19 protein-coding genes are annotated in these 23,671 nt (G+C 39.9%); 12 read left to right on the top strand and 7 right to left on the bottom strand.

Translation table 11 applies throughout. The features are described from left to right. Nucleotides 1–539: 539 nt before the first annotated feature. The gene (locus CK510_RS00535) at nt 540–1,733 is read right to left on the bottom strand and encodes a glycosyltransferase (RefSeq protein ID WP_095719812.1); all 1,194 of its coding nucleotides are present in this window, start codon (nt 1,731–1,733) and stop codon (nt 540–542) included. A gap of 130 nt (nt 1,734–1,863) precedes the next feature. Here CK510_RS00535 and shc point away from each other — a divergent pair, with 130 nt between their 5' ends. Next, nucleotides 1,864–3,771, top strand: a complete 1,908-nt coding sequence (gene shc, locus CK510_RS00530) for a squalene--hopene cyclase (protein ID WP_095719811.1) — start codon at nt 1,864–1,866, stop codon at nt 3,769–3,771. A gap of 909 nt (nt 3,772–4,680) precedes the next feature. Further along, nucleotides 4,681–5,505, top strand: a complete 825-nt coding sequence (locus CK510_RS00525) for a squalene/phytoene synthase family protein (RefSeq protein ID WP_095719810.1) — start codon at nt 4,681–4,683, stop codon at nt 5,503–5,505. On the opposite strand, the gene CK510_RS31360 is transcribed toward CK510_RS00525, so the two are convergent. After that, nucleotides 5,502–5,654, bottom strand: a complete 153-nt coding sequence (locus CK510_RS31360) for a hypothetical protein (protein ID WP_158224815.1) — start codon at nt 5,652–5,654, stop codon at nt 5,502–5,504. The genes CK510_RS00525 and CK510_RS31360 overlap by 4 nt on opposite strands. A gap of 142 nt (nt 5,655–5,796) precedes the next feature. Between CK510_RS31360 and CK510_RS00520 the strand changes: the two genes are divergently transcribed. After that, the gene (locus CK510_RS00520) at nt 5,797–7,332 is read left to right on the top strand and encodes a YifB family Mg chelatase-like AAA ATPase (protein ID WP_095719809.1); all 1,536 of its coding nucleotides are present in this window, start codon (nt 5,797–5,799) and stop codon (nt 7,330–7,332) included. A 20-nt stretch (nt 7,333–7,352) separates the two neighbouring features. Here the strand turns inward: CK510_RS00520 and CK510_RS00515 are convergent, their stop codons facing one another. Continuing rightward, entirely contained in the window at nt 7,353–8,756 is a 1,404-nt protein-coding gene (locus CK510_RS00515) for a lysophospholipid acyltransferase family protein (protein ID WP_095719808.1), read from the bottom strand. 182 nt (nt 8,757–8,938) lie between these two features. Between CK510_RS00515 and CK510_RS33190 the strand changes: the two genes are divergently transcribed. Continuing rightward, on the top strand, nt 8,939–9,247 hold the full coding sequence (locus CK510_RS33190; RefSeq protein ID WP_342745914.1) for a hypothetical protein: 309 nt from the start codon (nt 8,939–8,941) through the stop codon (nt 9,245–9,247). A gap of 20 nt (nt 9,248–9,267) precedes the next feature. Here the strand turns inward: CK510_RS33190 and CK510_RS00505 are convergent, their stop codons facing one another. Next, nucleotides 9,268–10,245, bottom strand: coding sequence for a carbohydrate kinase family protein (locus tag CK510_RS00505; protein WP_095719807.1), 978 nt, complete (start codon nt 10,243–10,245; stop codon nt 9,268–9,270). A 350-nt stretch (nt 10,246–10,595) separates the two neighbouring features. Between CK510_RS00505 and pedR the strand changes: the two genes are divergently transcribed. The 5 genes from pedR to CK510_RS00480 all read left to right on the top strand — a co-directional run bounded on the left by pedR (nt 10,596) and on the right by CK510_RS00480 (nt 15,142). Then, the gene (gene pedR / locus CK510_RS00500) at nt 10,596–10,862 is read left to right on the top strand and encodes a photosynthetic electron transport-dependent transcriptional regulator PedR (protein WP_095719806.1); all 267 of its coding nucleotides are present in this window, start codon (nt 10,596–10,598) and stop codon (nt 10,860–10,862) included. 515 nt (nt 10,863–11,377) lie between these two features. Then, nucleotides 11,378–12,031, top strand: a complete 654-nt coding sequence (locus CK510_RS00495) for a DUF6391 domain-containing protein (protein WP_095719805.1) — start codon at nt 11,378–11,380, stop codon at nt 12,029–12,031. A gap of 83 nt (nt 12,032–12,114) precedes the next feature. Further along, the gene (locus tag CK510_RS00490; protein WP_095719804.1) at nt 12,115–12,507 is read left to right on the top strand and encodes a ribosomal maturation YjgA family protein; all 393 of its coding nucleotides are present in this window, start codon (nt 12,115–12,117) and stop codon (nt 12,505–12,507) included. A 138-nt stretch (nt 12,508–12,645) separates the two neighbouring features. Beyond that, on the top strand, nt 12,646–13,692 hold the full coding sequence (locus CK510_RS00485) for a glycosyltransferase (protein WP_095719803.1): 1,047 nt from the start codon (nt 12,646–12,648) through the stop codon (nt 13,690–13,692). A 256-nt stretch (nt 13,693–13,948) separates the two neighbouring features. After that, on the top strand, nt 13,949–15,142 hold the full coding sequence (locus tag CK510_RS00480) for a serine/threonine protein kinase (protein WP_095719802.1): 1,194 nt from the start codon (nt 13,949–13,951) through the stop codon (nt 15,140–15,142). 86 nt (nt 15,143–15,228) lie between these two features. On the opposite strand, the gene msrA is transcribed toward CK510_RS00480, so the two are convergent. Beyond that, nucleotides 15,229–15,879 carry a peptide-methionine (S)-S-oxide reductase MsrA gene (gene msrA / locus CK510_RS00475; RefSeq protein WP_095719801.1) on the bottom strand — a complete coding sequence of 217 codons (651 nt, stop codon included), beginning with the start codon at nt 15,877–15,879 and terminating at the stop codon, nt 15,229–15,231. A 226-nt stretch (nt 15,880–16,105) separates the two neighbouring features. Here msrA and CK510_RS00470 point away from each other — a divergent pair, with 226 nt between their 5' ends. Beyond that, the gene (locus CK510_RS00470) at nt 16,106–16,555 is read left to right on the top strand and encodes a helix-turn-helix domain-containing protein (RefSeq protein ID WP_095719800.1); all 450 of its coding nucleotides are present in this window, start codon (nt 16,106–16,108) and stop codon (nt 16,553–16,555) included. A gap of 45 nt (nt 16,556–16,600) precedes the next feature. Here the strand turns inward: CK510_RS00470 and CK510_RS00465 are convergent, their stop codons facing one another. Then, nucleotides 16,601–18,811: a PD-(D/E)XK nuclease family protein gene (locus CK510_RS00465; protein ID WP_095719799.1), complete on the bottom strand. Its 2,211-nt coding sequence runs from the start codon at nt 18,809–18,811 to the stop codon at nt 16,601–16,603. 89 nt (nt 18,812–18,900) lie between these two features. On the opposite strand from CK510_RS00465, the gene CK510_RS00460 reads away from it, so the two are divergent. Together CK510_RS00460 and CK510_RS00450 are read left to right on the top strand one after the other, a co-directional pair. Next, nucleotides 18,901–20,256 carry a proton extrusion protein PcxA gene (locus CK510_RS00460; protein WP_095719798.1) on the top strand — a complete coding sequence of 452 codons (1,356 nt, stop codon included), beginning with the start codon at nt 18,901–18,903 and terminating at the stop codon, nt 20,254–20,256. Nucleotides 20,257–20,879: 623 nt separating this feature from the next. Beyond that, nucleotides 20,880–22,382, top strand: a complete 1,503-nt coding sequence (locus CK510_RS00450) for a site-2 protease family protein (protein WP_095719796.1) — start codon at nt 20,880–20,882, stop codon at nt 22,380–22,382. A gap of 68 nt (nt 22,383–22,450) precedes the next feature. On the opposite strand, the gene CK510_RS00445 is transcribed toward CK510_RS00450, so the two are convergent. After that, nucleotides 22,451–23,518, bottom strand: a complete 1,068-nt coding sequence (locus tag CK510_RS00445) for a serine hydrolase (protein ID WP_095719795.1) — start codon at nt 23,516–23,518, stop codon at nt 22,451–22,453. Nucleotides 23,519–23,671 lie beyond the last annotated feature (153 nt).

The following is a 23,671-nucleotide window of genomic DNA, read 5'->3' as shown; positions in this document are numbered from 1 at the left end:
GAGTAAGCCACAAAATGAATGATCCTGTGTTGTCATGCTGAGGAACGAAGCATCTACGCGAGATTCTTCGTTCCTCAGAATGACATTGGGCATTTCTTTCTGTGGAGTTCTCTAGAACCCTTGATTTTTAAAGTGTTTTAGGGGATGAATCAGCCCTGCTTTATAAAGGGGGGAAACTAGAAATCCAGTTCCCTTCCCTTTCCAAGGGAAGGGTTAGGGTAGGGTAATTTTATTACTTTTACTGTGAGTAATTGAATATTTGTAAATTTTATTTAAAAAGAGAATAATGCGGGTTATTTGTGGTATTGTGATTTTAATAGTTGACAATCGTTAAATAATGGTGGACTGTCTGAATTTTAAAAATTGCCACCACACGATTATAATAAGATTAACTTATTCAATTAAATAAATAGTACCAGAAAATAGGACTAGAAAATTTTTTATTTACAAAAATTAAAATTATTTAGTATTGCAATATTGACTTAGAGATGGGAGATGATTGCACATTTTATTTTAACAGAAGATTGTGGTTTAGTTTATTAATAAACCCTTCCCTTCCAAGCACCACCTTTCCCTTGCCAGTGACGCAAAGCCGAATCAAACGTCATTAAAGTGTAAAGAAAACCAATTATGGGCAGAGAAAAAGCAAAAAAAGGCGATAAGCCGAGCTTAATGCCAGAGGCATATCGCAGATAAAATTTGACAGTGGGAAAATAAGCCAAACTCATCAGCAACCATCCCAGCAAACCCAAACCAGCAACAAACCAATTCCCCATCAGCAAACCGAGAATTAAAGCCAAAGGGGAAACCAGGTAAACCAGAAACATCCCGAATAAGGTTCCGAATAGTAAAAATGGCGAATAATTAAGTTGGGTAAAAGCGGTACGAGCAACCATATCCCAAATACTGCCGAGAGAATCATACGATCGCAAACTTTTAGTTAACGAACTCAATCCCAACCAAATCGGGAACGAAGGAGTACCCGACTTCACCTTAAGAGCTAAAGCACAATCATCAATCAACGCTTGACGAACAGATTCAATACCCCCAATCCGTTCCAAAGCTTGACGACGAATGAGAATACAACCCCCTGCTGCTGCTGCGGTGGATTTTTGGGGATTATTTACCCATTGAAACGGATATAACTTTTGGAAGAAAAACACAAAAGCGGGAATTAATAGCTTTTCCCAAAAACTCTCACATCGCAACCGCACCATTATGGAAGCTAAATCCAAATTTTCCCTGACTGCTTTGGTGACAAGACGATTGAGATTGTTGGTATCGTGGAAAATATCTGCATCTGTGAGTAAAAAGTAATCGGGTTCGAGTTTCGCAGCTTGACGAATACCTTGCTCCATTGCCCACAGTTTACCAGACCAACCAGATGCTAGAGCTTCGCCATTAATTACATGTAATTGTGTTGTTTTCTTTAAACCCTCAGCAATTGCGATCGCAGTTTTTCCCGTTTCGTCGGTACTATTGTCATCCACCAGAAAAATCTCGAATTTGCCAGGATAATCCTGTGATAACAATGAAGTCAATGTGGCAGGTAATAAATCAGCTTCGTTTCTTGCGGGAATTATGGCGATTATTTTGGGGAGGTAAGGTAAGTCTGTTTTTTCTTCCTCTGTTTCCAATACGGGTTCTATTTGCCAAAATCCACCTCTGGCTACTAGCAATATTACCCAAATAATGATGGAAAGGGATGTTAAAACCAATTCAATAAGTGTCATAGATATGTGGTCATCCGGTACGGTAACATAGGAAAATACTTTTTCTCTTTAACTAAGAAATAAGAGTAATCAACCGCCAAGACGCGGAGAACGCCAAGAAGAGAGAAGAAGGGAAGTTGAGGAGTATTTTATGCAAACTCAAGACAGGGTAATTTCATCAAAAGTTGAATGCGCGATCGCAGCTAGTCAGAACTATCTTCTTTCAATTCAATATCCTGATGGTTATTGGTGGGCTGAATTGGAATCAAATGTAACGATAACTGCGGAAACTGTTCTCCTCCATAAAATTTGGGGAACTGATGCCACTCGTTCTCTCCACAAAGCCGAAAAGTATTTGCGCTCTCAACAACGTGAACATGGTGGTTGGGAGCTTTTTTATGGTGATGGTGGAGAATTGAGTACTTCTGTTGAAGCTTATATGGCTTTGAAGTTACTTGGTGTCTCAGAATCCGATCCGGCGATGGTAAAAGGGCGAGATTTCATTTTAAAACATGGCGGTATCAGCAAAACCCGGATTTTTACCAAGTTTCACCTTGCTTTAATTGGCTGTTATGGCTGGCAAGGTATTCCTTCCTTACCTCCTTGGGTAATGCTGCTGCCGGAAAATTTCTTTTTTAATATCTATGAATTATCGAGTTGGGCGCGTTCTAGTACTGTACCGTTACTGGTTGTGTTTGACAAAAAACCTGTTTATGTCACCAATCCCGACATTTCTCTAAATGAACTGTATGCAGAAGAAGTGGAAAATGTCAAGTATGAATTACCACGGAATCACGATTGGACTGATATTTTCCTGACATTAGATGAAGCTTTTAAATTTGCGGAAACTTTCAACTTAATTCCCTTCCGCTCTGAGGGAATCCAAGCTGCCCAAAAGTGGATTTTGGAACGACAGGAAGCAAGTGGAGATTGGGGGGGAATTATTCCAGCAATGCTCAATTCCATGTTAGCTTTGCGATCGCTCGACTATGACGTGAATGACCCTATAGTAATACGGGGACTCCAAGCAATCGATAATTTTGCCATTGAAACAGAGGATACATACTGCGTTCAACCTTGTGTTTCCCCGGTTTGGGATACCGCTTGGGTAATGCGATCGCTGATTGAATCGGGGATTGCACCAAACCATCCAGCTATTGTACAGGGTGGTGAATGGTTACTACAAAAGCAAATTCTCGATTATGGTGACTGGAATGTCAAAAATAAACGCGGCAAACCTGGTGCTTGGGCTTTTGAATTTGAGAATCGCTTTTATCCTGATGTTGACGATACTGCTGTGGTGGTGATGACTCTGGCACTTACGAAGCTCCCCAACGAAGAACTCAAACAAGCGGCAATGACAAGGGCAATCGATTGGGTTGCCACAATGCAATGTCAAGGTGGTGGTTGGGCAGCTTTTGACCTAGATAATGACCAAGATTGGCTGAATCTGCTTCCCTATAGTGACCTGAAAGCGATGATTGACCCAAATACGGCAGATGTAACATCCCGTGTTCTGGAAATGTTGGGTTGTTGTCATACCTCCATCAATCAAGATGATTTTGACCGTGCTTTGGATTATCTCCTCCAGGAACAAGAACCCACAGGTTGCTGGTTTGGACGTTGGGGTGTCAATTATATTTATGGTACTAGTGGTGCTTTATCTGCCCTAGCTTTAATGGCTCCACAACAACGGCAAAGCATAGCATCTGGTGCAAATTGGTTAATATCTTGTCAAAATGCCGATGGTGGTTGGGGTGAAACCTGTCAAAGTTACAAAGAACCTAGTTTAAAGGGTAAAGGTGTCAGTACTGCATCGCAAACAGCTTGGGCATTAATTGGTTTACTCGCTACGGGGGAAGCGACGGAAGATTTTGCTTCAGACGCAATCGAACGGGGGATTAATTACTTAGTCGCAACCCAACGAACAGATGGAACCTGGAACGAAGACGAATTTACCGGAACTGGTTTCCCCTGCCACTTCTACTTGAAATACCACCTCTACCAACAATACTTTCCTCTGCTGGCAATTGGTCGCTATCAAAAACTATTTACCTAATCTTTGTATTAATTGCTGCTAGTATTTTGTCTAAATATTTGTGGAAACAGATTTGAACATTGCGATCGCAATCACAAGCAATATACCTGTTCTAGTTAGTTATAAGTTTACAGCTTGTCAAAAATATCCATTTCCACAAAATTACTCAACCTAATTGCGATGTAACAAAAGTTACTATTTAGTTGGAAAATGAAATAAATAATGTAAATATTTGATGAAGTAAAAATAGTAGTTTCACCAGTTTATTCATAGGATAAACCTACGGTTAGCTAGCGCGATTATGCTTAAATAAAATATCAAAATTGACACACTAAAATCATCCGAAAGTATGATATGCTCTGGGAAACTTTTGTAAAAATATGGCGGTCTATGCAGGGAGTGAATTTGATTATTTGAGTTGAAATTTGGATCGAAATTTGGATCGACATTTAAATATACAGAAGCCGTAATCGCTTGCGAATTGAGAGCATAACTCTAAATCACTATACAATCTTCGCTCTTTCACAAATGAACCCCCAGAACTCCATTGTTCCTGCTTTAATTACGATTTCAGCCATCAACACAACTTTTTAACTTATTCTTAAAGTCATGGCAATATTTAATAAGTGGGAATCAATAAACGTTAAAAATACTTTCGTTCCGACTCGACACAAATGGTAAATTCATATATTCAGTTTCGAGGAAATTTTACATTATCTGAAAATTTAGCTTTTAGTTGCATTTAGTGACTTTAATATCGCTTTCACAGGATAGAGATAATCATCCCAATATTCATCACTCATGTACTTAATAATACCGAATAAAACTGTAAGTAAAAAACAATGTTTAACTTTTATTTAGATATATGTAGAGAATAGCTAGAAAGTTAGAAACTGCAATTGGGGGAACATAACCAGAGGAGTGTAATAAATGGATTTACGCAGAGATGCTTTAGAATTATTAAAAGAAACTAGCCGGACTTTTTATATCCCGATAGTACGTTTGCCGAGAGGATTGCAAGAGGCAGTTGCGTCAGCGTATTTGTGTATGCGTGCAATTGACGAAATCGAAGACCACCCAGAACTAGATAACCTGACCAAAGCGAAATTGTTGGAATCCGTCAGCCTAACCTTACAAGCAGGAGTAGACGGTTTCGTTGCCGATGCCTTTACAGATGGGTTTCTGGGATACGAAAATATATTACCAGAAGTGACATTAAGGATTCGTGAATGGTCCATCCTCGCACCAGAAACCATTGCACCTCGGATTTGGGATGCGACTGCGGCAATGTCCGACAGAATGGCATATTGGGCAAAAAGAAACTGGAAAATCGATGGTGAGTTAGACTTAGACCGCTATACATTTGGGGTAGCAGGTGCAGTTGGTTTATTGCTTTCCGACCTTTGGGGTTGGTATGATGGAACCCAGACAAATCGCACCCATGCAATTGGATTTGGACGTGGTTTGCAAGCAGTGAACATACTTCGTAATCACAGCGAAGATGGGACACGTGGAGTCAGTTTTTTTCCTCCAGATTGGACTACAGAGGACATGCAAACTTACGCAAGGCGAAATTTAGCCCTTGCAGATGCTTATAATGATTCCTTAAAGAATAGTCCTGCCTTAGACTTTTGCCAGATTCCCTTGACTTTAGCTTACGGGACATTGGATGCGATCGCACATGGTAAAGAAAAACTTAGTCGTAGCGATGTCGTTGCACTTTTGGAAGGGGTAATCGGTTTTAATCCAGGTTAAAGAAATCGGGTTTCAAGAGAAACCCGGTTTCTAGCCAATGCCAAATCCACGCAAAAACTCCAAATAATCGAAAATTTATTAACTGCGATCGCAACTTTGCTCCCGGTTAAATTTATACTGCCCACGGGTAAAAACTGAACTTTTGTCATGCTGACTTATGTTGCATCTTTAAGGTTTTTATGCAATCTAAAAGTATAGTTGTAACCCGTTTTTAGTATATGTAGGTAGCAGTAACCAAGACAATACAATTTTTAGTTATTACAATTAAGGTTTTATATAAATGTATAAATTATGCTAGCTAGGGTTTGGAGTGCTTCGATAGTTGGGATTGATGCGGTAAAAGTGGGTGTGGAAGTCGATGTATCTGGTGGTTTGCCGGGAATCGTCATTTTGGGTTTACCGGATGCGGCAATTCAAGAATCAAAAGAACGGGTGAGGGCAACTTTGAAAAATGCCGGGTTTGCCTTCCCGATGAAAAAAATTGTAATTAATCTCACTCCTGCTGATTTGCGGAAGGAGGGACCCTGTTTTGATTTACCCATCAGTATTGGCATTTTGGCAGCAACAGAACAGGTTAATGCCGATTTATTAGGTGATTATTTATTCTTGGGTGAAGTTAGTTTAGATGGTAGTTTGCGTCCAGTTGCGGGGGTATTACCCATTGCCGCTTCTGCTCAACAAATGGGAATTACTGGTTTGGTTGTGCCGATTGATAATGCTCAGGAAGCTGCGGTGGTGGAAGGGTTGGAGGTTTATGGTTTCAATAATTTGTTGGAAGTGACCGATTTTCTCAGTAATCCGGTGCGCTATAAGCCTGTGGAATTGAGTCAGGAAAGTCCTGATGTCCAAAATCATCTATTGACCAATGGCATGGATTTAAAGGAGGTAAAAGGACAAGTTCATGCCCGTAGAGCCTTGGAAATTGCTGCTGCGGGGGGACATAACTTGATTTTTGTTGGTCCTCCTGGAAGTGGAAAAACCATGCTGGCTAGACGTTTACCGGGGATTTTACCACCCCTTGCCTTTGCTGAAGCTTTGGAGGTGACACGGATTCATTCGGTGGCTGGTTTGTTGAAAAATCGGGGTACATTGGTGCGCGATCGCCCTTATCGAAGTCCCCATCATTCGGCTTCTGGTCCATCTTTGGTTGGTGGTGGTAGTATACCTCGTCCTGGTGAAATTTCCTTATCACATCATGGGATTCTTTTTTTGGATGAACTGACTGAGTTTAAGCGGGATGTTTTGGAATTTTTGCGACAACCTTTGGAAGATGGGTATGTGACGATATCTCGTACTAAGCAGTCTGTGACGTTTCCGGCACAGTTTACTTTGGTTGCCAGTACAAATCCTTGTCCTTGTGGTTATTATGGTGATACGATTCAGGCTTGCAGTTGTTCACCTAGACAAAGGGAACAATATTGGGCGAAGCTTTCGGGTCCGTTGATGGATAGAATTGATTTACAAGTGGCTGTAAATAGGTTGAAACCGGAGGAAATTACCCAGCAAGCAAAGGGAGAAACTTCGGAAAATGTGCGGGAAAGGGTAATTAAAGCGCGGGGAATGGCTACAAAGAGATTTGAACGAGAAAAAAATGTCGGTTGTAATGCTCAAATGCAAAGTCGTCATTTAAGTACGTGGTGCAAGTTAGATGATACCAGCAAGAAGTTATTAGAAACTGCCATTAATAAATTAGGTTTATCAGCAAGAGCGAGCGATCGCATTCTCAAGGTAGCCAGAACAATTGCTGATTTGGCTGGAGATGACGACTTAAAACCCCATCATGTCGCAGAAGCAATTCAATACCGTACTATCGATAGAATGCAATAAATTTGAGGTTTTGAAAGGATTCATGAAATCATTTTTTGCAATGTCCCATGTAAATCTTCCGTCAGGTTATTTACTGCCTGTCTTGCTGATTTTTTGTCTTTTTCATATTCACACCAACGTTTGGTTACAGAAATTGGTTCCCCGACTGTAACTGTGGATTGCCGTAAACCCAGACGAGGACGACCAGGAAGGGTGTTATTCTGAAGTCGTGCGGTAACATCGAAGATTAATAATGCGGTTTCAGCCAAGCGTTCGACAACGGGTTTATCTGTGATATAGTTTGCCGTGACTGCAACAAAACTCTCCACCAAACGCATGTGTTGCATTCGTAAGTCAGCTTCCGATGCGACCCAATCGGCAAGTCCGCGTTTTAAAGGTGGTAAACTATCTAAATCTAAATCTTCGCGATAAATGTAACTCCAACCAGCTTCTTCCAAACGACGACATCGATCGATAAATGTCCCTTGGGATTCAACCCCAAAGTATTGTTCGGCAACCTGTAATCCGATATCTTGCAAGCGGTGCAAACGAGCAAGTATGATTTGACTCGGACTGGCAGATACATCAACGCTAATTTCCGCCAATTTTTGATGGTAAAAGCGTTGATAAAATTCTTCCATCTGTGAAAGTAAATTTTCGGCAATACAAAGTAAGCGACTATAGTATATTTCTACATTTTCTTCCAAATTTAAGTCTTTAATTACATTTGACTTTACAGGTAAACCGCTATCCGCTTCCAACTTACCCAATAACCAATCAATTTTCTGCCAAGGTGGTTTGAGGTAACTGTACTGAATCGTTATAGGTATAATAAATACCTCCTCTCCACGGTTAGCTTTGTGTAAATCTTCCACACACCAAAAAGCCAACTGAGCCACACCAGGTTCCAATGGACTAACTGTACCACTATGACCATTAGTTGCACCTTCAGGTGCGATCGCAACGGGCATTTTCCCATTCAAAAGCATTTCCCTGGCAGTTTGTAAACCCCGTCTATCGATTCTTTTACCACGACGAATCGGGAATCCACCCAAACGGGAAAACAACCATCCTACCCAATCACCTGCCCAAATTGTCATTCCGCGATCGTAAACAAAATAACTGTGAATCGGCTTTTTAAGGTCAATTCCGGTTTTAGGTACGGCGCGAGAAAGCAGGTAAAATACCGATAATGGGTCATCTACTTCTGGATGACGAAATGCGATTAAGAAACGAATTTTACCAGATTGGAATTGCTGGTACATTTTCCCTAGGGTTTCGACATTTTTTGTTTCCACACGAGCAATACCTGCTGGCAACCAAGGTCTGAGTCGAAAGCGCAGTAAAATAGGTAAACACCACTGCGCTAACCTTAGAAAGACGGGATTGAAGTGGGGGGGGATAAATTTAAGCGGTGGTTGAGCGTGACGAATTTTTTCAGGCAATGTGATTCTCCATGCTTGTTCAAAAGCAAGTTATAGGTTTGAGATGCCACTACATCCACCAACGAAAAAGCGAATCAGACTTAGCGACTCTAACAAATTAAAATGTTGTGGGGCTAGGTTGAATACTTACAATTTTAAAATTTTGCCTGAATCTGTCGAGAAATTGTGGAAAAAGCAACATTTTGCAAAATAAACCTGTAAATGCGGTGAATATTGCGATCGCGTATAACGAATATTTATTAGTAGATACAGAATTAGTGAAACTTGTTTATTTGCAAGGAAGTTTTGATCTGATTTCACAACGTCTTTCGCAACGAGAAAATCATTTTATGTCTGGAAAACTTCTGCAAAGTCAATTTGATGCACTTGAAGAACCTGTTGATGCAATTAAAGTAGATATTTCGGGTTTAACAGCAGAAATTGTCGCAGAAATATTGCAGCAATTAAGAAAAGATAAAAAACCGCAGATAGACGCAGATAAACGCGGATAAATGCGGATAGAAACTGTAATTTACAATTGATGTTTATGGAGAAATAATTCGACTTCTGCTGGAGTGGGTTGAGATGCGATCGCACCTGGTTGTAATGTGGTTAAAGCTCCCACAGCACTAGCATAAGCGACAATTTGTTTTGCAGTTTCGCGATTGCTTAAACTCTGAGTTCCATGTATCAAAACTTGAGTAATAAACCCTGCTAAAAAACTATCTCCCGCACCAGTTGTATCCACCACAGGAACAGAAAAAGCTGGTAACTTACCCTCATTCTCATCGAAACAATAGGCACAACCATTCTCCCCATCAGTAACTAAAACACCCTCAACCGAGTCAAGACGGTACTTAATTGCCCCGGCATCGCTGGTATCAAATAACCACTCAGCCTCTTCCTTGGCAAGCTTGATAAAATCAACTTGCTTGCAGATTTCCTTAATGATTCCCGGTGCAATATCGGGATTTTGCCAAAAAACTGGTCTCCAGTTGACATCAAGAATAATCTTCATATCGAACTTTTCAGCCAAATTTAAAGCCTGACGAACAGCCTCAGCACTCTCCGAATAGGCTAATTCTAGAGTTCCCAAAACCAAAAAATCTGCCGATGCAAATAAAGATTGCGGTAGCTTTTTCCCATTCAGATAGGTATCGGCAAACTCACTAGTATCGTATTTACCAAAACCAGCAAAACTGCGATCGCCATCCAAACTTCTGACCACATAAACCTGTCGGGTTGGTGCAGTCGAATGACGCTGCACTCCAGTAGTATTAACTCCAACATCATTTAAAAGCTTTATCAGTGAATTTCCGGGTTCATCTTCACCGACACAACCAACAAAACCCGCAGGTATTCCCAACTTTACCAAACCACAGGCAACATTGGCAGGGGCACCACCAGGATAAGGAGTCCACGACTCAACCTCTTCGAGTTTTAACCCCAATTGGTCAGCTAGACAGTCAAACAAAACTTCACCTAAACACAAAACACGAGGATTATTCATCTCATTTTTTAATTTCCGATTTTGGAGAAAATTCTTCTAACTTAAAATCTACAATAATTTATTTTCCTTTGTCGGCATTTGTTCACACAAATCTGTAGCATCTTTTGCTACCAAAAAACCATATTTCAGCTAAATTTAACATCAAGATATTTCAATAATAACTAGATGATATTTGCCAAAATCAGTATTAATAAAAATATTAATGGTCAAAATTGTGACAGAGGGAAGTGAAGTTATAAAAAAATATCGAGAATCGTATTACCGCTAACACTTGAAACACCTACCAGCCAAAGAATCTTCTAAAATGAGAAAGAGCATATAAGTACATATACCAAGAGAGGAAGGTAGTCATGGCTGGTGGCGAGTCACAGACCCCTGTTAATCTGTCAGACAGAGAAGTGCAAATCATCGACTTAGTAGCTGCTGGCTTAACCAACCAAGAGATTGCAGGTAAGTTGGAAATCAGCAAACGTACAGTCGATAACCATATCAGCAACATTCTCACCAAAACGGGAACCGATAATCGAGTCGCTCTTGTCCGTTGGGCATTGCGATGGGGCAAAGTTTGCTTAAATGATGTCAACTGCTGTACTTTGCCAACAAAACAAGATGATTAAACATTCGGGGAATAATAACGCTGATTTGACTGGTTGATGTTTCTTCTCCTCACGCCGTAGTTTGAATCCCAACCAGTCAGGTAACACAGGCAAAATCTCTTCTTATTTATGGGTATTTGATTCTGTCTCCGCAAGAAAAGTTGAACTAGTCCAGGAAAGCAACTTCTTGCTACTATCTGGTAGATGCCCTAGCATCAAGCTGCTCCAGAAAGAAAGCACAAACCAAAATCCTGAAGGTTAAACCCATCTACTAGCTTTCGGTTTTCAGTGGGAATCTTGCCAGGGGGATTATCCAATCAGGCAAAGTTGCCTCCGTTACCCGTTGCTTAAAATTTCGTCAAATATTCTCTCGTAGACTGGAGTTTTACAACTTCGGTCTAATTTTATCTAAGTTTGTGTCGGGAGTAATCCTAATTCGTAATAATCCATAAAAATTAGTATTAATTTTTTGGTACAAGCGTTACATTAAAAAAATAAAAAATCCATATTTCTCTGTTTGATTGAGCGGCGTAATTATGAATACCTCTGCTTTGAATAACGGTAGTTCTAACCCCCTGGGTATATTTAATTTTGATTTTGTTGCCCCCCAACCAACTCAAGATACAGAACTGCTTCGACAATTGGCTTTTATACCTGGGTTGAAAGAAATTCTGACACTACGGCAGGTTCACGCATTGGAACATGCTACAGTTTGGGTTCTCAGTGAAGCACGAAATCCCCATCTTCCTAGAGGGGTTGCGGGTAATTTTCAGGTGGATAATGAATTGCTTGGAGGTTTGTCTACAGACCTTGGTTTTTATCTTTATGGTGAAGTTAATATCAGCGATTTAAGAAGGGCTGTTACAGTTGCTCTCCAACGTCTTACCAGTGGAGAATGGGATTTGGCTGTTCATCCCCGTTGTGGCACTAATATGTCAGTGGCGATGCTATTAACGGCAGGATTGGCTGTCGGAATACATTTAGTCTTACCACGGGGACCGATTGAACAGTTATTTGGGTTAGGTTTTGCTGCTACCACTGCTGCGGAACTTGCTCCCAATGTTGGTGCTTTAGCCCAGCGTTATTTGACTACATCCATACCTTTTAATTTGGGGATTGAGAATATCACCATGACTCGCGATGTTTGGGGACGGGAAGCTCATTTTGTTAAAGTTAATTGGAAAGAGTGAGGAATCGGCAGATAGAAGGCGATTAGAGATGCTTTGATGGAGTGTCTCTAATCGGGTTTGGATGGCTAAATTATGATTTTTCTATGAGATATCGTTTGGCGTTATTAATTAGTATTATTTTTATTGTTCCTTTTGGTTATGTGGTCAGGTTTTCCCCAGGGTTTAGTTTGCCTTGGTTGCAGGATTTATTGGGTAGTGTTGCTTATGAAATTTTTTGGATTTTGTTGGTTGGGTTTCTGTATCCAAAAGCTGCTGCATCAAAGGTGGCGATCGCAATATTCATAGCTACTTGCGGGGTGGAATTTTTGCAACTTTGGCAACCTCCATTTTTACAAGCTGCCCGATCGACTTTGGTTGGTAGGTTAGTTTTGGGGAATACTTTTGCTTGGTCGGATTTTATTGCTTATTTTGTTGGTAGTTTTGCCGGATGGTTGTGGTTGCGAGGTTTAATTCACTTCAACCGTAAATTTAGTTAAATGTTTGTTTTCCACATCACCCCGATTTTCCTGGTTGGGTTGTACAATCTGTCGAAATCTAAAAATCCAAAATCCAAAATGTAAAGACACGATATATCGCGTCTCTACAAATCCAAAATCCAAAATCCAAAATTTTATATGCGATCGCTTTATTTTTTGCTTCCTGGTACTGATGCGAAGTTTGCCTGTGGTGGTTTGTTTGCTGAACTGAAAACCATGAATATTGCCCAGCAGATTTGTGATGCTGAGGTTGTCACTTATCGTCAGCGTGAGGATGGCAAGTTATTTTTAGATGATATTCTCAAACAACCTGATGTAGATTTAACTCAGATTATTTTTGTGATGAGTTGGGGTTTTGATGTGGCGAAGTTAGCAGCAAAACTCAAGGCATATAATACTGTTTATCATGCCCATAGTGCTGGTTATGGATTTAAGTTACCGAATAGTGTTCCCATTATTACAGTTAGTCGTAATACAATGGGGTATTGGGGACAATTATCACCGCATTCTTTAATTTATTATTTGCCCAATGAAATAAGTAATCAATTTGTTAATTTGAACTCGCAAAACTTTACTGGAGGATGCATCTCCTCGCAGGATTTTGCCGCTTATCGTGATATTGATGTTTTGGTTCATACTCGCAAATCTTCCCAATATTTAATGGAAGAATTAATTCCTACGCTACAACAAAAATGTAATGTATTTGTCATAGATTCATTTATTGATGATTTAACAGCTTTATTTAACCGTGCAAAAGTTTATTTATATGATTCGGCTGAGTATTGGACTTTGCAAGGGGTTACTGAAGGTTTTGGATTGCAACCAATGGAAGCATTAGCTTGTGGTTGTCAGGTTTTTTCGAGTGTTAATCATGGTCTTTCTGATTATTTGGACCCAGGTTTTAATTGTTATAAAATTGCTGGATATGCAAAGGAATATGATATTCAACGTATTTTGAAAGTAGTTTCATCTTTTGAGAGTGTGGGTTTAAGTGAGGATGTTTTGGCTAATCATCGCATTCCGAATATTACGAAGAGATTGGCAGTAATTTTAAATGAGTTGAATGAGTTTTTTGATTATAAGCAACAGCATCAAGGAGATATTCAAGATTTAGATACAGTTCATCTGCTGAAGTTAAATATACATATGATTGTTGGGAAAGTTAAGCAAAAATATTTTAAGTAAATATACATATGATTGTTGGGAAAGTTAAGCAAAAATATTTTAAGTAAATATACATATATAGATATACTACCGCCAAGTACGCCAAGTACGCCAAGGGAAGAGGGAAGAGAAGAAGTTCATGAATTGTTTATGATTGCTATATCATAATTAATAAAAATTAATTTTGAACATTTTTCTACCATCTTCTGTATATTCTCGCTAACATAGGATTATTGTCACTCTCTGCGTACAATCGTCAGCCGTCAGCAAGGGTAAGATGCTGGAAATAGAACAGATTTTACAAAATCGCTACCAATTAGAGCGTTTACTTGGTAACAATGGGATTCGTCAAACTTGGTTAGCTCAAGATTTACAAGCACCATCGGATATGGATGATTCACGAGTTGTTGTGAAACTACTTGCATTTGGTGGTTCTGTCCAGTGGGACGATTTGAAGCTATTTGAACGGGAAGCACAAATACTCAAACAGCTAGAACATCCTCGCATTCCCCAGTACATCGATTATTTTTGCATTGACGATCGCAGTTTATGGTTTGCACTAGTTGAGGAATATATCCCTGGAGAATCTCTTAAGGAAAAGTTAGCTGATAATCGACGTTTCACGGAGAAGCAAACGCGAAAAATTGCCAGTGATGTTTTAAAAATATTAATTTATCTACACGAATTAAACCCTTTAGTACTGCATCGTGACGTAAAACCTAGCAATTTAATGTTAGGTGATGATAATCGCATCCATTTAATTGATTTTGGTGCAGTTCAAGATAAAGCAGTCAAAGAAGGTGTGACTTTTACCGTAGTTGGAACCTATGGTTACGCACCAATGGAACAATTTGGAGGCAAAGCTGTTCCCGCATCGGATTTATATGCATTAGGTGCGACTTTAATTCACTTGTTGACTGGTATTTCTCCTGCCGAATTACCACAGCGTGATTTAAGGATTCAATTCGCTAACTTGGTAAATCTAAGTCCACATTTTGTCGCTTGGTTAGAGAAATTAACCGAACCTGCACCGGAAAACCGTTTTGCAACTGCACATGCAGCTTTAGAATCGCTGAAATCTGGTTCAGGGTTGCAGTTGGTCAAAGCAAATCAATCATCTCCACACAAAGAAGTCTTTAATAATTCCGGATGTGGGATTCAAAATACTAACGAAACCGTACCCGAAGAGATATTAGGGTGGAATTGGGGTGCTTTTCTCATGCCTTGGGGTTGGTTATGGACAAATCAAGTTTGGATTGGTTTATTGTGTTTCTTCCCCTCAATTGGACTTTTGATGTCGATCGCACTTGGTGCAAAAGGTAATGAATGGGCTTGGAAAAGTAGACGTTGGCGAAATATCGAACACTTCAAACAACATCAACGGGGTTGGGCGATCGCAGGTCTTTTTATCGGCGCACCTGCTAGTCTGATGTTATGGGCTGCCGCAATTGCGATCGTTAAGGCTTTTTAGCTGATTGTTCAAATCGAGAATCCCGTAGGGGCAAACGGTTGTTTGCCCTGATTTATTTACCCTGATTTATCTTACTTAAATCACGACTACTTCTTGATCAATCCCACAGGACAAGCAACATTTGTCCCACCTAAACCACAGTAACCACCGGGATTTTTCGCTAAATACTGCTGGTGATAGTCTTCAGCATAATAAAATGTCGGCGCAACCAAAATTTCTGTGGTGATTTTACCGTAACTCGACTTACTCAAGGCTTCTTGGTACATATCTCGTGAAGCCTTTGCTAGTAGGTGTTGCTCATCAGAATATGTATAAATCCCCGAACGATATTGTGTACCCGCATCATTCCCTTGACGCATCCCTTGAGTAGGGTTGTGACTTTCCCAAAATGTCTTGAGAATATCCCCGTAACTAATCACCTTTGGGTCAAACACCACCAATACGACTTCATTGTGACCAGTCATTCCCGAACATACTTCTTTATATGTGGGGTTGGGAGTATAACCAGCAGCATAACCAACTGCCGTACTAAAAACCCCCTTCAATTCCCAAAATTTACGTTCTGCACCCCAAAAACATCCCATACCAAACATGGCAGTTTCCATCCCTTCCGGAAAAGGAGGTTTGAGAGGGTTTTTATTCACAAAGTGATTTGCGGGTACTGGCATTGTTTGAGTACGTCCTGGTAATGCTTCCTCTGGTTTCGGCAAGCCGTTTTTTTTCCCAAATCCAAACATCTTAACTCCCTGGTAATTTGAGTATCTTGAATTTTCTGTTGTTTACGTTACTTAATATTATTGTAGAGATTTTTTAGAGATGAATGTGAGGTTGGATTAATAGCTGGCTAAGAATATGCTGAGAACTTTAATTATGGGAAAAATATTGGAAAAACTGCCAATTTGGCATTACAAATGGAAAAAACCTGTTCTAAATTAACTGTTAGTAGGTCGCAACAGTTTTTTTATGTATCATAGTGTCACAGAATTAGCTGAAAAATTGGGTGTTTCCACAAGTCGAATTCGATTCTTAATTAACACGGGAAGAATTAAGGGTGCCTTTAAAGTCGGAGAAATATGGGTTATTCCTGTCGTTGATAGCAAACCCCAAGTGACAAAAGGTAGTCGGGGACCAGAATTGAGTTGGAAGAAGTGTCGTCCCGATTTTATTTCCAGGATTCACGTTAATCAGCAAGAAATTCAAAGAAATAAGGAAACAGGAGCTAGAGAGCCGGTAATTTCGGTAAAAAACTACAAAGGCAACAATTACGGGCACGAAGTCATAATCCACGGTTGTTGTCGAGTTGTTTATCAACCCGATAATCCTTTGGATTGTGGAGCAAAGGTCTGGATTGAAACCTATTCCAGGGTGGACCATATCAATAGGAATGAGAATTCCCAAAAAGCTGTTGTTTGAAATGCCGTGCTTTTAGAGATACTTAAACTTAATTAAGTATTATTCTTAACTTTGTACAGGTTCAGTAACAACAGAAATACAAGCGTGAACCAAAGGTAGTAACGGTCCCAATTGTTCTTGTCCGTTTACTGCTAATTCGCTGTGACATAAATATAATCTTTCCGAAACTCGACCTAATAAATCGGCTAAAATTCGCTTCACCCGTTGATGTTCAGCCAGGGTTTCATCTTCTGCTGTCCAAGGTTGACCCATGCGATCGCGTAAAAAGATATTCGCACCAAATAAGGTTGCTGCACCACCTTTAGACCACAATGGGGAACCAGTATCTAGCCAAAAGTGCCATTTGTGGGATTTTCGGCTGGAACGGTATTGGAAGATGGTTGCCAAGGTGACTGCGTTTGCTGCTGGACCAACTGGACGTACTGGGTAAGGGTTGGCGGAAACTGTTCCCCGTCGTAGTAATTGGATAAATTCGGCGATGGTTGAGTGGGGATTGGGGAAAATATTCCCTATTTTCTGGTTTCCAAGTCTGGTGTCAATTTCCCAATAGTGTTGTGCTGTTTCCAGGAATTCCCGTAATACCGCTAATTGGTCGTAGGGAAGAATAGTACCATTGAGGAAAAACTTTTCAATCGCTGCATATAACAGAGAAATGGGGCTAGGAATAAAGCGCTGTTCTAAACGACTGCGCTCTGTTTCCATCCATTGCAATATGTCTTGGTAAGCGGTGGTTGCTGCAAAACCTAACCTATCCCAACGGTCGAATGCGGTTTCTGGTAGTAAATTCGGGTGTTCGGGATGGGGTACAAAGCAGTAATCGGCTATTAAACCAGCACGTACAGGGTCGATGTGAGAATAGTTGTTGGAATGGTTATTGAAGATTGTTTGTGTCACTTCATGATTTATTCCCCCCCTCTCACCTTCTCCCCTACTCAAGACAACCAACATTTCTGCGACAGTATCCCGTTCTACTAAGCGTCCTAAACCGGGATAAATTAGTGCTATCAGGGTTAATAAAGCGCGAACAATTGGAGATGCTATTAATGGTCTTTGGTCATTGAGTGAATGGAGGGAGATATTTTGCTTGCCGAGGATTTCCACAAGACTATATCGTGCGATCGCATCTAAACCGGGGGCAATAATGACGATATCTTTGGGTTCTATTTGTTTTTCTCTAACTGAAGAAATGATTATCTCGGCTGTTTGACGCAATAATAATGCCCGTGACATTGTTTGAATTGATTGTACTGTGGAGGGCAAACTCAATAATGATATCTGTTCGTTGACAAGTTCCACCATCGGAGCCACTAAAATCTCTGCCAGGCTATTTAAAGGTGGTGTCAACATCTCAACATCGCACTTTGCCGCTAATCCAGCTAAATAACTAGGGTCAGCACCCAATCCCAACCGTACTATCCCATCAGGATTGTAACTAAATGCAGAACAAGCACCTTTATTTAGTAATACCTCGAACAAATCCCGTGCGATCGCAGGATAATCACCAACATCATCTGCTAATATCGCCTGATATCGCTGTGCTAATCGCTTTTGGTAACTTGGATTCGGTAATAAATGCTGGCTGTAAAGTTCTGTAATAATTCCGTAGCTTAAAAATCCCCGTTCTAAGCACCAATTACGCCATTCTAAAAGCAATTCCTCAAAAAATTCTGGTTCGAGATGGGAGGAACTTTCTTGCTGCAATGCTGTTGCTAGGACATTCCCAATTTCCCCACAGCTTTTCCCACTCAAAGCTGCTAACTGCAACAAGTCAAGAATTCGACGCACCAAACGATACTCATTTAACCCTGCACGTTTTAATATTTCTTCGGTAAGATGATTTTTCCACAACTTTGTCGCTAATTCTTGCTCGGTTTCGGGACGCAAACGCACCGGAAATTGCGCTTTTAAGTTTAATAATTCGACTAATAGGGGAAAATATAAAATTATTTCATCTTGAAAAAAACCTAAGGGAGTTTTAACTCTGACTGGGTATTTACCCTGAGTTGCTGTAATTATTTTATCGGCTAAATCCCGTTGATTATCACTATTAGCAGCAAAGACCAAAACCCCTGGGTCATGGGGATGGAGAAACACACGACGCGGTATAAACTGACTACTGTTCCCCCGGTAGTTATTAGTATAAAATAAATCCTGGCTGAGATTTCTTCCTTGTACCCAGATACAAAACTGTTCTACCAAGCGAGTCGTTTTTCCACAGCGACTTGGACCAACAATCCAAAGCGAATCTAAAATCACACACGGTCTCCTTGCCAATTTGTTAGTATAACTCTTACATTCTCTTTAGGTTATTAGATAACCAAAATAATGCTGGATGATTGCCTGCGATGAATAATCTTAGTCTCACTCAAAAAATCTACTTGTATTTAGTATCACTTTATAAGTGGTATTTAAAAACACCACAACGTTCTTTAGATGAAGCCTACGCAGCAGCATTACACATTAAACAAATCGAAGATGAACATTTTAATGGTAATAAAATCAGCTTTGATTTGACAACATCTAGTGGTGTGAATATTTTTTTTGAATCTGATTTAAGAAAACAATTAAAAGTTGTCAGAATGCGGTTGACGGAATTTAATTCGAGTCGTTTATTTTTGAATGAGGCAAATCAAAAAGGTGCTATAAAGTACGGAGTAGAGTTAATTGAACCTACAGAAGTCTTAGAAAAATTAAAAATAATTGATGAAATTACAGTTAAATATCAGGAATCTGATTTTGATGGGGTAGAAAATTTTTCACAATCAAATTTCCCATTGCTATCAGGGAATAATTCAGTTATTAAGCCATCTAGTAATTCAAATAATAATTCACAAATTATACAATCTAATGGTGCAGTTCCACCACAAGAATATAGTAAGGTAAATAATGGACAGCGTAGTAAGGCAAATACAACAGGAGTATTGCCTCGTTCCATTTTGAGTACAATTAGCCGCTTGCAAGTTGAATTAGACCCAAATGCAGAGCAAGATGTTGTCCAAAAGTTCCGCAAAGCTCAACGTCGAACCATCATTTCCGTTCGATTTATCCTCTTACTCATAATTGTCCCAATTCTCACCCATCAACTTGCAAAAGCATTTGTAGTTGGACCAATAGTTGACCATGTTCGCAATCAAGAAACGGTAAAGATTTTTATCAACTATGAGATGGAAGAAGAAGCATTAGTTGAGTTACAAAGATTTGAGGAACGAATCAAATTTCAAAACTTAATTGGTTTAAGTTCTCCCCTCTCTGCGGAAGCAATGGAAGTACAACTAAAGGATAAAGCAAGGGAGATTGCCCAAGAGTATCGAGGTGAAAGTGCGAGTGCAATTAAAAATGTTTTTGCTGATATTATTTCTGTAATAGCATTTAGTATTTTATTAATGGTTAGTAAACGTGAAATAGCAGTTCTCAAAGATTTCTTCGACCATGTTGTTTATGGTTTGAGTGACAGTGCTAAAGCATTTATTATCATTTTGTTCACTGATATTTTTGTTGGGTTTCACTCACCTCACGGTTGGGAGGTAATTCTGGAAGGAATATCTCGACATTGGGGATTACCAGGAAATCATAGTTTTATTTTCTTATTTATTGCAACTTTTCCAGTGATTTTGGACACGATTTTTAAATATTGGATATTCCGTTATTTAAATCGTGTTTCCCCTTCCGCAGTGGCAACTTACCATAATATGAATGAATAGGGGATTAGGCATAGGGCATAGGGCTGTTTCATTTTACAGAGATAATTAAGTTTACCAACGATATTATCAGGATGGGGAGACCCCTACGACTAACCCAAATTGAAACGAAAAAATAAGACTTTCAGATTTTTCTATAAAGAATGAAACAGCCCTGGAATTGGCATTGGATATTTGTAGGACATAGGGCTGTTTTATTTTACAGAGATAATTAAGTTTACCAACGATATTATCAGGGTGGGGAGACTCTACCCCTACGACTAACCTAAATTGAAACGAAAAAATAAGACTTTCAGATTTTTCTATAAAGAATGAAACAGCCCTGGAATTGGCATTGGATATTTGTAGGACATAGGGCTGTTTTATTTTACAGAGATAATTAAGTTTACCAACGATATTATCAGGGTGGGGAGACTCTACCCCTACGACTAACCTAAATTGAAACGAAAAAATAAGACTTTCAGATTTTTCTATAAAGAATGAAACAGCCCTGGAATTGGCATTGGATATTTGTAGGACATAACTCATAACCCCTTCCCCGTTTGCCCATTTCCCCATACATTAATTAGATAGTCTTTAATAAATGGCTAATTCAGGCTTGATTTTGTAAAACAAAGGTTTGGAAGATGTTTACTGCGTCAGAGACTCCTGTAGTTGCGATCGTCGTGATTATCGCTGTTGGTATTTTGGGTTGGGGCTTTTACCGCGCCAGACCTTTTGGTAAACTAGGAATCTTAGCCTGGTTGCAGTCCCTTGTATTAATGGCTCCCTGGCTGTTATTCTTTGGCTTGTTCGCAGCTGGGATTTATGTAAATATTGTTGCTATTCTCTTTTTCTTAGTTGCTTCCACAGGACTTTATGTTTATTTAGGAAGACGACTGCGTGCGGCTGGTATTGATAATATTTTACGCCAAAAAGCTGCTGAAAGGTTGTCACAGAAGGATATATCGACAAATACGACAAACAATGGCGGGGAAAATAGTGATTCATCTGCGTTAGCACCAAATGCAGTTGAATTTATTCCCATTCCCGATGAAGATTTGAGCGTAATCAAGGGTATTTTCGGTATTGATAGCTTTTTCGCAACAGAAACTATTCCCTACCAGGAAGGTGCTATTTTCAAAGGTAATCTCAGGGGGGAAGGGGAAGCTGTCCATAACCGTTTAACTGAGGGTTTACAAAAACGCTTGGGTGATAAATATCGTTTGTTTTTGGTTGAGGGTAGTGAGGAAAAACCCGTAGTTGTCGTTCTACCGAGTCGGAATGACCCTTTGACGACAACCCTACTACAAAAGGTATTTGCTCTGATTTTGCTAATTGCGACAATTGCCACATCTCTGGAAACTGGGGGTTTGTTACTAGGTTTTGATTTTTTTGCAGAACCTTCACGCTACCAACAAGCTTTACCGATCGCATCTGGTTTACTTGCTGTGTTAATTGCCCATGAAATCGGTCATTGGTTAACTGCTCGTCGTTACCAAGTTCGCTTGAGTTTTCCTTTTTTACTTCCTGCTGTCCAAATTGGTTCGTTCGGTGCAATTACTAGGTTTGAGTCGTTAGTACCTAGCCGTAGGGTTCTATTTGATATTGCTGCTTCTGGACCAGCAGCAGGTGGAATTCTCTCTTTAGTTATGTTGGTGGTGGGGTTACTACTGTCCCAACCAAATTCGTTGTTTCAGTTACCTAGTCAATTTTTCCAAGGTTCGATTTTAGTTGGAAGTTTGGCAAAGGTTATTCTGGGTTCGGCTATCCAAGCACCTGTGGTGGGAATTCATCCTCTGGTGGCAATTGGATGGTTGGGTTTAGTGGTGACTGCGCTCAATTTGATGCCAGCTGGACAATTGGATGGGGGTCGCATCGTTCAAGCTATTTATGGACGTAAAATTGCCAATAGAACCACGTTTGCGACTTTATTGGTGTTGGTGATAGTGTCTTTGGGTAATCCCCTAGCTATGTATTGGGCGATCGCAATTTTCTTTTTACAACGGGATTTGGAGCGTCCTAGTTTGAATGAAATCACTGAACCTGATGATGCCCGTGCTGCTTTGGGTTTGCTGGCTTTATTTCTGATGGTGGCAACGCTTATTCCTTTGACTCCTGCTTTGGCTGGGAGGTTGGGGATAGGTTAGGAATTTGGAATTGAGAATTGGGGATTGGGAATTGGGGAGAAATTTTGCGATTTCCCATCCCCTAGTGGTTACTTTTGGGTTATGACTGGGTGGTCGAAATGTTCGTATACCATTCGTGAGACTCGACGCACAAATTCTCTCCCACGTTCGTCGTCATGGGGTCTACGAACGAAGAATCCTGCTAGGTAACGGTGTCCGTTGGGCATTTCGATAATACCAGCATCTCCGACTACAAAACCAATATCTCCGGTTTTGTGAGCTATTTTTCCTCCTTTACCTACTCCTGCTGCTAGGAGTTTGGCATTGTGACAATTACGCATAATTTCTATTACTTGGAGGTGACTGGTGTCGGAAATTAATTTATGATTTTCAATTAATGCTGATAAGCGGACTAAATCTTTGGCACTGGTTGTATTTGTGCCTTTAAAATCCCCTAGTCGGTTACGAATTACTGTGCTTTGCAATCCCCAATTCTGAAATCTTTGGTTTAATTTTTCTTTGCCTCCCAAGCGGTCGATAATCATGTTGGTTGCTGTATTATCGCTGATGGAAATCATTTTGTTTACAGTCTCGGCAACGCTTAAATGGATTCCCGATGCTTGATACTGTAATGTTCCTGAACCTGCGGCTTTTTGGCTACTCCGTAGTACTAGGGTTTCGTCAAGTTTAATTTTTCCTGCGTCTACTTGTTCAAATAATGCAATTAAGACTGGATATTTAATTGTACTAGCTGCGGGGAAAACTTTATCACCATTAATATCTAAGTAGTCACCGCTTTCTAAATCTAGAAAGAACATTCCCGGTGCTAAAAATTTGTAATTCTTTGCCATTAATGTCTGAACTTGAGTTTTTAGCTGTGACATTTCTTTCCCAAGGGGAACTACTCCCGCAAATAGGGATTTGTTTTTATCGACACTATTATTTATAGTACTACTATTCGGTTTACTTTCTGGAATTGGTATAATAAATTTAATTCCGGGTATCGCTAGATTTTGTGGTTGTGGGGTTAAATCAGCGATGTAGTTTTGTTTGGATGTCTGTTGTACTTTTGGATGAACCTGGGGATTGGTGGCAGTTGCAGGTAGGGATAAGGAGATGAGAGTGATAAAACTTGGTAAAAGCCAGTGGAATTTCATTATGGAGTGTATAGATTGAGGTTTATGGGTTGAACTAGCAAACTGTTTCTGTGATTTGTTGATTAGTCCGGATGGTTTGGAAAAGGAGAAGAATTAGACAAGTTCTGTTGAAATCTCTCTAAGAGGGTGTTTATAAAATAATTATTAAGCGCC

The organism is Brunnivagina elsteri CCALA 953 (assembly GCF_002289455.1).
GTDB lineage: Bacteria > Cyanobacteriota > Cyanobacteriia > Cyanobacteriales > Nostocaceae > Brunnivagina > Brunnivagina elsteri.
This window is presented reverse-complemented; position numbering and strand designations above follow the sequence as displayed.

What these genes read in the sequence shown, in the direction of transcription:
- CK510_RS00535 (WP_095719812.1), bottom strand. Translation starts at nt 1,733, where the DNA reads ATGACACTTATTGAATTGGTTTTAACATCCCTTTCCATCATTATTTGG.
- shc (WP_095719811.1), top strand. Translation starts at nt 1,864, where the DNA reads ATGCAAACTCAAGACAGGGTAATTTCATCAAAAGTTGAATGCGCGATC.
- CK510_RS00525 (WP_095719810.1), top strand. Translation starts at nt 4,681, where the DNA reads ATGGATTTACGCAGAGATGCTTTAGAATTATTAAAAGAAACTAGCCGG.
- CK510_RS31360 (WP_158224815.1), bottom strand. Translation starts at nt 5,654, where the DNA reads ATGACAAAAGTTCAGTTTTTACCCGTGGGCAGTATAAATTTAACCGGG.
- CK510_RS00520 (WP_095719809.1), top strand. Translation starts at nt 5,797, where the DNA reads ATGCTAGCTAGGGTTTGGAGTGCTTCGATAGTTGGGATTGATGCGGTA.
- CK510_RS00505 (WP_095719807.1), bottom strand. Translation starts at nt 10,245, where the DNA reads ATGAATAATCCTCGTGTTTTGTGTTTAGGTGAAGTTTTGTTTGACTGT.
- pedR (WP_095719806.1), top strand. Translation starts at nt 10,596, where the DNA reads ATGGCTGGTGGCGAGTCACAGACCCCTGTTAATCTGTCAGACAGAGAA.
- CK510_RS00495 (WP_095719805.1), top strand. Translation starts at nt 11,378, where the DNA reads ATGAATACCTCTGCTTTGAATAACGGTAGTTCTAACCCCCTGGGTATA.
- CK510_RS00490 (WP_095719804.1), top strand. Translation starts at nt 12,115, where the DNA reads ATGAGATATCGTTTGGCGTTATTAATTAGTATTATTTTTATTGTTCCT.
- CK510_RS00485 (WP_095719803.1), top strand. Translation starts at nt 12,646, where the DNA reads ATGCGATCGCTTTATTTTTTGCTTCCTGGTACTGATGCGAAGTTTGCC.
- CK510_RS00480 (WP_095719802.1), top strand. Translation starts at nt 13,949, where the DNA reads ATGCTGGAAATAGAACAGATTTTACAAAATCGCTACCAATTAGAGCGT.
- msrA (WP_095719801.1), bottom strand. Translation starts at nt 15,879, where the DNA reads ATGTTTGGATTTGGGAAAAAAAACGGCTTGCCGAAACCAGAGGAAGCA.
- CK510_RS00470 (WP_095719800.1), top strand. Translation starts at nt 16,106, where the DNA reads ATGTATCATAGTGTCACAGAATTAGCTGAAAAATTGGGTGTTTCCACA.
- CK510_RS00460 (WP_095719798.1), top strand. Translation starts at nt 18,901, where the DNA reads ATGAATAATCTTAGTCTCACTCAAAAAATCTACTTGTATTTAGTATCA.
- CK510_RS00450 (WP_095719796.1), top strand. Translation starts at nt 20,880, where the DNA reads ATGTTTACTGCGTCAGAGACTCCTGTAGTTGCGATCGTCGTGATTATC.
- CK510_RS00445 (WP_095719795.1), bottom strand. Translation starts at nt 23,518, where the DNA reads ATGAAATTCCACTGGCTTTTACCAAGTTTTATCACTCTCATCTCCTTA.